This window comes from Rossellomorea sp. NRS-1567, from assembly GCF_050467885.1.
Classification (GTDB): domain Bacteria; phylum Bacillota; class Bacilli; order Bacillales; family Bacillaceae_B; genus Rossellomorea; species Rossellomorea aquimaris_C.
Map to the genome: position 1 here is coordinate 169,126 of NZ_JBITPL010000025.1, position 10,846 is coordinate 179,971.

11 protein-coding genes are annotated in these 10,846 nt (G+C 44.2%); 2 read left to right on the forward strand and 9 right to left on the reverse strand.

Annotated elements, in window-relative coordinates; genetic code table 11:
- Positions 1–58: 58 nt before the first annotated feature.
- From ACIFOD_RS18980 to queG, 5 genes are all read right to left on the reverse strand, one after another.
- Positions 59–1,954, reverse strand: coding sequence for a PrkA family serine protein kinase (locus ACIFOD_RS18980; RefSeq protein WP_430315885.1), 1,896 nt, complete (start codon positions 1,952–1,954; stop codon positions 59–61).
- A gap of 438 nt (positions 1,955–2,392) precedes the next feature.
- Complete coding sequence (gene nfsA / locus ACIFOD_RS18985; RefSeq protein WP_430315886.1) at positions 2,393–3,142, reverse strand: oxygen-insensitive NADPH nitroreductase; 750 nt, start codon at positions 3,140–3,142, stop codon at positions 2,393–2,395.
- An 87-nt stretch (positions 3,143–3,229) separates the two neighbouring features.
- Complete coding sequence (trmL, locus tag ACIFOD_RS18990; RefSeq protein WP_113971500.1) at positions 3,230–3,703, reverse strand: tRNA (uridine(34)/cytosine(34)/5-carboxymethylaminomethyluridine(34)-2'-O)-methyltransferase TrmL; 474 nt, start codon at positions 3,701–3,703, stop codon at positions 3,230–3,232.
- Positions 3,704–3,769: 66 nt separating this feature from the next.
- On the reverse strand, positions 3,770–4,645 hold the full coding sequence (locus tag ACIFOD_RS18995; RefSeq protein WP_430315925.1) for an amidase domain-containing protein: 876 nt from the start codon (positions 4,643–4,645) through the stop codon (positions 3,770–3,772).
- Between the two features lie 97 nt (positions 4,646–4,742).
- Positions 4,743–5,876 carry a tRNA epoxyqueuosine(34) reductase QueG gene (gene queG, locus ACIFOD_RS19000; RefSeq protein WP_430315887.1) on the reverse strand — a complete coding sequence of 378 codons (1,134 nt, stop codon included), beginning with the start codon at positions 5,874–5,876 and terminating at the stop codon, positions 4,743–4,745.
- A 106-nt stretch (positions 5,877–5,982) separates the two neighbouring features.
- On the opposite strand from queG, the gene ACIFOD_RS19005 reads away from it, so the two are divergent.
- Together ACIFOD_RS19005 and ACIFOD_RS19010 are read left to right on the forward strand one after the other, a co-directional pair.
- Positions 5,983–6,654 (forward strand): B3/B4 domain-containing protein, encoded by a 672-nt coding sequence (locus tag ACIFOD_RS19005; RefSeq protein ID WP_430315888.1) that lies wholly within the window; start codon positions 5,983–5,985, stop codon positions 6,652–6,654.
- Between the two features lie 123 nt (positions 6,655–6,777).
- A complete protein-coding gene (locus ACIFOD_RS19010) occupies positions 6,778–6,936 on the forward strand; it encodes a hypothetical protein (protein ID WP_430315889.1) in 159 nt (52 codons plus the stop codon).
- Between the two features lie 95 nt (positions 6,937–7,031).
- On the opposite strand, the gene ACIFOD_RS19015 is transcribed toward ACIFOD_RS19010, so the two are convergent.
- The 4 genes from ACIFOD_RS19015 to ACIFOD_RS19030 are packed head-to-tail and all read right to left on the reverse strand — an operon-like array spanning position 7,032 to position 10,840.
- Positions 7,032–8,000, reverse strand: a complete 969-nt coding sequence (locus tag ACIFOD_RS19015; protein ID WP_430315890.1) for a sugar phosphate isomerase/epimerase family protein — start codon at positions 7,998–8,000, stop codon at positions 7,032–7,034.
- A 12-nt stretch (positions 8,001–8,012) separates the two neighbouring features.
- The gene (locus ACIFOD_RS19020; RefSeq protein WP_430315891.1) at positions 8,013–9,053 is read right to left on the reverse strand and encodes a Gfo/Idh/MocA family protein; all 1,041 of its coding nucleotides are present in this window, start codon (positions 9,051–9,053) and stop codon (positions 8,013–8,015) included.
- A 14-nt stretch (positions 9,054–9,067) separates the two neighbouring features.
- Positions 9,068–10,093: a Gfo/Idh/MocA family protein gene (locus tag ACIFOD_RS19025; protein ID WP_430315892.1), complete on the reverse strand. Its 1,026-nt coding sequence runs from the start codon at positions 10,091–10,093 to the stop codon at positions 9,068–9,070.
- 21 nt (positions 10,094–10,114) lie between these two features.
- Positions 10,115–10,840 (reverse strand): ThuA domain-containing protein, encoded by a 726-nt coding sequence (locus ACIFOD_RS19030; RefSeq protein ID WP_430315893.1) that lies wholly within the window; start codon positions 10,838–10,840, stop codon positions 10,115–10,117.
- Positions 10,841–10,846 lie beyond the last annotated feature (6 nt).

Below are 10,846 nucleotides of genomic sequence, written 5' to 3' on the forward strand. Positions count from 1 at the left end.
AAATAAACCACATAGAAAAATCGGGAAGTGTGCTTGGCACCTCCCGATTTCTTTGTTTTTATCGATTCAACAGGCTGCCCACATAGCGCAGTAATTCATTGGCGGATGTTGAGTTGTAGCCATGTTCATCGATGAGGCGGGCAACCACTTCGTTGACTTTCTTCAGCTGCTGTTCGTCTGGCGTTTTTGATGATGTCGTGATTTTCACAACGTCCTTCAAGTCAGCGAATAGCTTCTTCTGAATGGCTTCTCTCAAGCGATCATGTGAATTGTAGTCAAATCGCTTTCCTTTACGGGCATAGGCAGAGATACGGATAAGGATTTCTTCACGGAATGCTTTCTTCGCATTTTCTGAAATACCGATTTGTTCTTCAATGGAACGCATCAGCTTTTCATCCGGATTGATTTCTTCACCTGTCAATGGATCATGAAGCTTTGCCTTATTGCAATAAGCTTCAACGTTATCAAGATAGTTATCCATAAGCGTTTTCGCAGACTCTTCATATGAGTACACGAAGGCTTTTTGAACTTCTTTCTTGGCGATATCATCATATTCCTTACGGGCGAGGGAGATAAAGTTCAAATACTTATCACGAAGTTCATTCGTAATTGATGGATGTTGATCCAGTCCTTCTTTCAATGCCCGAAGAACGTCTAATGCGTTAATGGTCGGAATCTCTTTTCGAATGATCGTAGACGAGATCCGGTTAATGACATAACGCGGATCGATTCCGCTCATTCCTTCATCCTGGTATTCCTTCTTCATTTCATCCACATCTGCGGAGTTAAAACCTTCGACATTTTCACCGTCGTATAAGCGCATTTTCTTGATTAAATCAATATCACCGCGCTTTGGTTCCTTCAATCGGGTCATAATGGTGAACATCGCCGCTACCCGTAACGTATGAGGAGCCACGTGGACGTTCGACACATCACTTTCATTGATCATTTTCTCATATATTTTCTCTTCCTGGGTGGCTTTCAGGTTATAAGGAACCGGCATGACGATAATACGTGAGTGTAAGGCTTCATTCTTTTTATTTGCAATGAAGGATCGATACTCGGTTTCATTCGTATGGGCCACAATCAGCTCATCAGCCGAAATCAGTGCAAACCGCCCTGCCTTGAAGTTTCCTTCCTGAGTAAGGGATAATAAGTGCCATAAGAACTTTTCATCACACTTCAGCATTTCCTGGAATTCCATCAATCCACGGTTTGCTTTATTTAATTCCCCGTCAAATCGGTAAGCCCGTGGATCTGATTCAGAACCAAATTCGGCAATCGTGGAGAAGTCGATGCTTCCTGTTAAATCGGCAATATCCTGTGACTTTGGATCAGATGGACTGAACGTACCAATTCCGACACGTTTATCTTCAGAGAAAAAGACTCTTTCGACCTGAACGTCTTCTATGCGGCCATGATATTCTTTCTCCAAACGCATAGTATTTAACGGAGAGAGATTTCCTTCAATGCGAATGCCATACTCGTTGTAAAAATCTTCGCGTAAATGTTGAGGAATCAAATGCAATGGATCTTCGTGCATCGGGCAGCCTTTGATTGAAAAGACGCCTCCTCTTTCAGTCCGGGAATATTGCTCCAACCCGCGTTTCAGCATGGAAACAAGGGTTGATTTCCCTCCACTGACCGGCCCCATCAGTAACAAGATCCTCTTCCTGACATCTAATCGCTTCGCAGCAGGATGAAAGTATTCTTCAACGAGTCTTTCCAGCGCCTCTTCTAAGCCAAATAATTGATTGCTGAAGAATTTATACTTTCTTTTCCCCTCGACCTCTTCAACTCCGGCATCCTTGATCATATTAAAGACTCTTGAATGAGCGGATTGCCCAACCCAAGGCTTCTCTTTCAGCAGGTCTAAATACTGAGCAAACGTCCCTTCCCATTTCAGTTTCTCTTCTTCTTCTCGGTAATGTTCGATTTTTTTTAAAATATCCATAAGGACCTCCCCCTGTCGCTTAATGAGAGACGATTAATATACTCTATGCGCTTGTTCACCTGAACATGTTAACAAGATATATTTATTACAGACAAAGGTTCAGTATTCACTATAAACAGTAGGATGAGCCTTTTAGAATAAAATGGTTTCATTACCATTTCGTCAAGCTGTCACAAATCAACAAAAAATTAACCGATTTCATTCACATCAAATTAAAAATAGGCTATACTAAAGACAGACTGTGGAATAAGTGAAACTGGGAGGTTACCAAACATGGGTACTATAATGATTATAGGTGTATCTTTAGCGTTCTTAGTAGCGATTTTCACTGCTGGATATGATGATAAACCGGGTTCAAACTAATCCATAAAAACCGAAAAAGAACTGACCTTACCAAGGTCAGTTCTTTTTCATTTGACTAGATTATTCCTGAGAATCCTATCTCTTATTAAAGCCTTTTTTCTCCACAAATTCCTTCATATACATCCTTTTCTTACCGGACAGCATGTTGGCCATTTGCTTGGTCCAGCGATCTGATCGTTTGCCGGCCGTTCGTGCATGATAATAGGAAGAAATGGTTTCATCATAACGATTGAGTTCCTTTTTCATGGATTCTTCATCACTTTGGTAGGAATCCTCATGGTAAATGGCTTCCATAGGCAACCTCGGCTTTACATCAGAATTTCCTTCAGGGAAGCCGACTGCCAAACCGAATAAAGGAATGACCCGATCAGGAAGTTCCAGCAGTTCACTCACTGATTCCAGATCATTTCGGATTCCCCCAATATAGCAAATGCCCATTCCCATCGATTCTGCGGCAAGAGACGCATTTTGGGCCGCCAGTGACGCATCAATTAATGCCACCATGAATTTCTCCGTGCTTTCAAGTGTTGGAATGACATCTGCACTTTCCCACTCACCGATTTTCTCGTGGCGATACAAATCGGCACAGAATACAAAGAATTGGCCATTTTCTTCTACATATGATTGTGGACCTGCAAGCTCGGCCAACTTCTTCTTTTTAGCAGGATCCTTCACCCCGATGATTGTATATGCTTGAATATAACTGGAAGTACTCGCAGCCTGGGCACTCGAGACAATTGTCCGGATTTGCTCCTCTGTTAATGGCTCATTCTTGAAATGACGAATGGACCGATGCTTAAGAATCGTTTCAATGGTTTCGTTCATTATGTACTCTCCCCTTCACATTCTTTCCCTTAGTATAATCCAAATAAAAAAAGGAATGAAAATCATATGATTCCCATTCCTCGTTTTTTATAAAAGACCCGGATAATTTCTTTGTCTTAATGCTTCATAAATCAAGATCGCCGCTGTATTGGAAAGGTTCAATGAACGGACATTTTCGTTCATTGGAATGCGCAGGGCACGATCTAAGTTATTTTGGATGATGTCATCCGGCAGCCCGGATGTTTCCCTGCCAAAAATAAAGAAGTAATCCTTCTCTTCCACACTGTAATCAAAGTCAGTGTGAGGGATCTTTCCGTATTTTGTTAAGTAGAAAAATTCTCCGCCGTCATTTTTCTCGAAGAACTCTTCAATTGAATCATAGTATACAATGTTTACAAACTGCCAATAATCAAGGCCTGCCCGCTTTAACATTTTATCATCTGTTGAGAATCCGAGTGGACGAATCAAGTGCAGAGTTGTATCCGTTGCTGCACACGTTCTCGCAATATTCCCTGTATTAGCAGGGATTTCTGGTTGATATAATACAACATGTACTCCCATGTTCCTGTCACCTCATTCATAAAACTCTAAGTGACATTATACCATTTCCTCCCCATAGAACAAGACTTAGCCGTCATCTACTATTGTAAAAAATCTATATTTGATATGGGGTGTATACGCAGTCGAGTCCTCATACTTCCAATATCGCATTCTGCTGTTGAACGTATGGGCATTCACGAGCGGCTCTCCTGCAGCATCTTTCCCCGTCACGATCGTTGTATGGTCAAAACGCCCATCCCCTTCGAAGTCATAGCAGATGACATCTCCAAGCTTCAACTCTTTCGCATCATTCACCTGTCTTCCCCTTAACCCGGCCGTCGAGTTCGGGATATACCATCTCATGGAATTCGCCACCGTCCAGCTATAGCTCCAATTCTGATTTCTCATCCACCAGCCCTTCCCCTTCGCCGGATACCCCCGCATGGGAGCATCCCCGGCATGAAGGCACTGTGAAATATAATTCGTACAATCATTCTCAAACTTCTTAAACGCAGGGTTATAGCTGTTCCACCACCGTTCAGCATATTGCACCGCACTCAGACGATCATATTGATACGCCGCTCTAGCCTCTTTCTCGTCGAAGGTTGAACTCTCTTCACGTACTACATTCTCTTCATATTGAATCGGAATCTCACCGTCTTCATATATTTTATCTTTATAAAAGGATGCATGTCTATTCTCTACTTCTTCTTCTAAATAAAGAAGATCGCCCTGCTTAATAAGATATTTATAGTGAACATCATATAAAATGGTTTGTGTTTCATTTCGCTGAGGTATCATGCTTTGGATTTTTCCTGCTGCATCCACCTTTACAATTTCCGCATTTCGCTGAAGACAAGATTCCTTCTTTCTTTTCACTTTGTCACTGTGATAGTCTGACTGACTGCGAGATGTATATTCATCAATCACATGTTGGACCTTTTCCATTAACACCTTTCTGATCATTGTCTTCCCTCCTCCCTAATTGTTATGCGGGGAAGAGACTGTTCAAAACAAAAAAGGATAAACTCAGGTCGATTTGTGAGTTTATCCTTTTGGGCTATTTGCTTATAAGGTTAAGACCCTTTTGAATTTCGTTTAGTACATTGTCATCCGTTTCTACTGACTGTTGTTTCAGTAATGCCTGTTGTGCTTCTTCACCGCCGATTTTGCCCAGGGCCCAGGCAGAGGTCCCGCGAATGACGGGCCTCACATCTTTTTTCATCACATCAACCAGATCGTCAATGGCTGTTGTATCCTTATAATGGGCGAGTGCGATGATCGCGTTTCGCTGAATCGGCTTCTTGCCTCTCCATGAACCGGATACATGACCGTACTTTTCTTTGAACTCACGGTTACTGATCGTTAAAAGCGGCTTTAATAGCGGCTTTGCGATTTCTGGATCCGGCTCCATCTCTTCGTGAAAATGAAAGTCCATCCCTTTATTTTCAGGACATACGGTCTGGCAGGTATCACATCCATATAGACGGTTCCCAAGCTTTACCCGGTACTCATCCGGAAGAAAGCCCTTTGTTTGCGTCAAAAAGGCAATGCATTTCTGGGCATCCAACTGACCGCCTTCGATAAGAGCTCCCGTTGGACAGACATCCACGCATTTATTGCATGTACCACATTGGTCCTCCATCGGTGTATCAGGGGCAAACGGAAGGTTTGTCACCATTTCCCCTAGATACACATAGGACCCAAACTCAGGCGTGATAATCGAGCAGTTCTTTCCGCTCCAGCCAATGCCTGCCCGCTCCGCCACCGCACGATCCACGAGTTCACCTGTATCCACCATTGATTTGAAACGTGCTTGTGGAACTCTTGATACGATATATTCTTCCAGCTTTGAAAGACGATCCCGAAGCACATGGTGATAATCCGTCCCCCATGATGCCCGGCAAAAGATCCCCCGTCTTTCTCCCCGTTTACTTTGTGGAGCATTCTTCATCTTGGAAGGATAGGCAAGAGCAATGGCAATAATCGATTTGGGACTATCGAAGATTAATGAAGGATCGACCCGTTTCTCAATGTCTTTCTCCTCAAAACCGGATTGATACCCAAGCATTTCCTGACGGATGAGCCGGTTCTTCATCTCCGAAAATGCACCTGCCGTAGTAAAGCCAATTTTATCAATCCCGATTTCCTTACTATAATCGATGATATCCTGTTTTAACTGATCCATATCCAATGCCCTTTCCTCCCTTCTATCTATAAAATATATTTACGTCTGCTTACGTGAAATGGCAACGTGTATTATGATAAACTATTTTAAAACAAATGTGGAGGGAAAATAAGTGGAAATCACGATCGATTCATCCATAACGTCCAAAATCCCCGGTTTTAAAGTGGGATTCATTCAATACCATCATATCGAAGTCGGCGCTTCTCCTCAAATGCTGAAAGGCAGACTCCAGCTGTTCCAGGAATCCATCTTCTTTGATCTTCACGATAAAAATGTGACGGAAATAGAAGGGATTGCCGCGTGGCGGGACATCTTCAAAAAAACAGGAAAAGACCCGAATCGCTACCGTCATTCTGCCGAAGCCCTTTTTCGCCGGGTCAAAAAACAGAACTACCTGACTACCATTAACTCTAGTATCGATCTCAACAACTTCTTCTCCCTTCAATACGAAGTGCCCATCGGCATTTACGACTGTGCAGGGCTCAAGGGGGATAGCATAGAGTTAAAGGTCGGGGAAACAGGACAAACCTACATAGGCCTAAACGGCCGGGAAAACTCCCTGGAAAACCTGATCGTCGCCTGTGACGGGGACGGACCTTTCGGAAGTCCATTCGTTGACTCAGACCGTGCACCCGTCGGCGAAGAAACCAAAAATGCCGTGCAGATCATCTTTCTGAAGCCTTCCCTTTCTATAGAAGAAAGCGAGAAACTGACGAAATCGTTAATGGATATGTTCATCGGGATTCATGGTGGAGAGGGATCGTTTGAAGTGGTTGGTGGATAGAAGTTTCTGCAGGATCCCTGGTTGGTGGGATTCTGTTTTTTATAGACAATCTTGTACGAGAACCATAGCTAATCTCAAGAAATTTCAGCAGATCTCATTGAGACTGGCTTATTCCTTAGATGAATGGGAGTATCCACCCCGATTTCGACTGTGGCAGGAGTCAATCCGGCCGAAATCCACGATAATCCAGCCGTTTCTTCCGATAATCCAGCCGAAATCACGATTAATCCGGCCATTTCTTGTGAAAATCCAGCCGTTTTTACAAATAATCCAGCCGATTGACATTAACTGTAAATTGAACCCTACTTATTTGAGACTAACACAATCACGGCGCTCCACAAAAAAAGAGAGCCCAATGGACTCCCTTCTTATAAAACCTACACCCACCACATATCCGATGGCTGCTCTTCAATCAAGATCGACTTCAGATTCTTCACGGCACGGCCGAAGCCTTCTTCGATCGACATGATCGGATCCTCGTGCTCGATGCTCACCACATAATCATATCCGAATGTGCGGAGGGCACTCATCATATCCGACCACTCCTGCAGGCTGTGTCCACAACCAACTGAACGGAAGGACCACGCTCTTGTTTGGATACTTCCGTATGGCTGCATATCCGTCAGACCGTACATGTTGACGTTGTCTTGGTCGATATACGTATCTTTCGCATGGAAATGGTGTATCGCATTTTCCTTACCCAGGATTTTAATCGCGGCAACCGGATCGATTCCTTGCCACCACAGGTGACTGGGATCAAGGTTGGCACCGATCGCGTCACATGTTTCTTCACGAAGTTTCAATAACGTATACGGAGTATGTACAAGGAAACCTCCATGTAGCTCAAGACCGATCTTAACACTATGATCCTCTGCAAGCTGACCCATCTCTTTCCAATAAGGAATCAACTTTTCTTCCCATTGCCATTTAAGAATATCCCCATATTCATTCGGCCAAGGGGATACAGGCCAGTTCGGATGCTTTGCTCCTTCATGATCGCCTGCTGTTCCTGAGAAGCAGTTCACCACAGGTACGTTCATCAGCCCGGCAAGCTTGATCGTTTTCTGAAGTGCCACATGGGATTCTTCCGCAAATGCTGCATCTGGCGAGATCGGATTTCCGTGACAGCTGAAGGCACTGATTTCCAAGCCTCTTGATGTTACTTTCTCTAAGTATTCGTTTCTCTTTTCTTCATTTTCTAAAAGGGCGTCCAGGTCACAGTGAGCATTTCCGGGATATCCTCCCGTGCCGATTTCGACTGCGTGAAGCCCGGATTCTTTTACATAATCAAGCATTTCATCAAGATTTTTTTGCGAAAATAATACAGTAAATACGCCTAGTTTCATTTGTGCTTCCTCCTATTTCAATCGGATGCTTTGTCCGGTTTCACTGCTTTTGTAGATGGCATCAATGATTTGAGACACTTGCATAGCTTCCTGGGGCTTAACAACCAGCTCTTCTAAACCGAGACAGCTGTTGATAAAGTTCCGGGCTTGTGGAAGACTCGGATCATCTTCACCGGGCACCCAATCCGCTTCACTATTCAGAAGCATGCCGTGTTTCATTTGGTTCATTTGGAACGGGAATAGATCGATTCCCCCCGTTTCCCCTGAGATGCTCATGCTTTCTTCATCGCTCTTGACGTTTGCTGACCAAGACGTTTCGAAGAGCATGGATGCACCGTTATCGAACTTGATATAAGCCGTAACATGGTCATCGACTTCAAATTTCTCTTTATCAAAGTCTCCCCACTGATTTACTTGATCTGGCATTCTACTAAGCTTGTTATAGGTCGTCCCTGTTACTTCAACAGGTGCCGGGTTCCCAAGGAGCCATAGGGAAAGATCCAGAAAGTGACATCCGTAGTCGATCAGGCTGCCACCGCCTTGCAGCTCCTTGTTGGTAAACACTCCCCAACCAGGGACTTTGCGGCGACGGATCGCTCTTGCCCTTGCCACCATTGGTTCGCCAATTTCATCTTCCATGATCACTCGCTTCGCAGCACGGGAGTCCTTCATAAAACGATAATGATAAGCGATAGCCAGAAGCTTCCCTGACTCTTCCGCAGCTTCGATCATCCGTTTACATTCTTCAGGAGTCATGGCCATCGGTTTCTCACAAAACACATGAATACCTGCTTTGAGCGCTGCAATCGTAATTTCCGCATGAAATTTATTCGGAGTACAGATCGTCACTGCATCCACATGCCCGAACATGTCCCGATAATCACTGAACACGTTCGGAATGTTAAAGGTTTCTGCCACGGTTTGAGCAGTGACAGGATTGATATCACTGATCGCTTCAATGGATACAGAATCTGATAGTTTTATAAAAGTAGGAATGTGACGCGTTTGGGCAATGCCCCCAACGCCGATCACTCCCATCCGAAGTTTGGTCATCAATGCATTCACCTCTATAGCTTTACGATTCGTTTTGATTCACTTGATTCCAGAGCAGACAATACAACCTCAAGAGATTTCTTTCCTTCTTCACCCGGTACAGGAGGCTCTGCATGATGAAGGATACAGTGAACAAATTGATCTATCACACGTGAATTCGTCTGGCCGCCATCGTCATTTGTTTGAATGCCGCCAAGCTCATACTTCACTACTTCTCCGCTTGAGTATTGAACGATAAGAGAGTTCACCGGATCATCCTCTAAGCGAAGAATCGCTTTCTCTCCATAAATGATCGTAGAGTTGTCTTCTTTCGATACATAAGACCAGCTTGCAGCCAGGGTACCGATTGTACCGCTTTCCGTTTTCAATACACAGACAGCCGTATCATCAACATCTGCATTTTCCTTTGCACTTGTTTCAACAAAGGCGCCAACTTCGACAAATTCTTCCCCTAAGATGTAACGAAGAAGATCGGTTTTGTGTACACCAAGGTCTCCCATGGCCCCAATGAACGCTTCATCCTTTTTAAAGAACCAGCTGTCCTTCCCGTCAGCACTCCAGCCTTCAGGTCCACCGTGACCAAATGCAGAACGGAAGCTGTAGATTTTACCAACTTCACCACTTTCAATCAGCTGCTTCGCTTTTTGATGCGAAGGGACAAAACGTTGGTTATGGGCAATCATCAATTTTTTACCGTTTTTAGCAGCGGCATCGATCATGCTTTGAGCTTCTTCACTTGAAGTGGCCATAGGCTTTTCACATAATACATGCTTTCCAGCGTTTAGGGCATCGATGGAAATCGGTGCATGCAGGTAGTTTGGTGTACACACACTCACAGCTTCCACTTCAGCGTTTGCCAGTAGTTCTTTATAATTGGTATACGCTTTCGCTCCCACTGCATCGGCTACTTTCCATGCGCGTTCTTCCACGATGTCACACACCGCTACCACTTCTACGCTTTCATTGTTTGCATATTCCGGCAGATGACGATGCTGTGCGATGCTTCCACACCCGATAACGCCGATTTTCAATTTACTCATGATTTTTCCTCCTCTTGTTCCTTAGTTAGATCCTTTGATTTCTTCTAACGGCTGTGCGTTTCCGTATACCGGTCTTGCATGATCTACAGGGGATGCCCATTTCACTGCATTGACGATGACCTTCTGAACGTCTTCATTGTAATAGGTTGGATACGTTTCATGTCCTGGACGGAAGTAGAATACTTTTCCGTTGCCACGCTGATACGTACACCCGCTTCTAAACACTTCCCCACCTTCGAACCAGCTCACCATCACAAGCTGATCAGGAGTCGGAATGTCAAAATGCTCTCCATACATTTCTTCCTTCTCAAGCTCGATATATTCGTTTAAGCCCGCTGTAATCGGATGACTTGGATCGACAATCCAGATGCGTTCTTTCTCATCAGCTTCCCGCCATTTCAGGTCACAGGAAGTACCCATCAATGTTTTGAAGATTTTAGAGAAATGACCTGAATGAAGGACGATCAATCCCATTCCATCAAGGACACGCTGTTTCACTCTTTCAACTACTTCATCTTTCACTTCATCATGGGCGATATGTCCCCACCAAACCAATACGTCTGTACCATCTAATACTTCCTTTGTCAGTCCGTGGTCACCTTCGTCCAATGTAGCCGTTTTCACATTGAATGATGCTTCTCCCAGGAAGGAAGCAATGGCACCATGAATTCCTTCAGGGTACACCTCTCTCACTTTCGGATTCTTCTGTTCATGACGATTTTCATTCCATACAGTAACGTTCAACATTGTAAA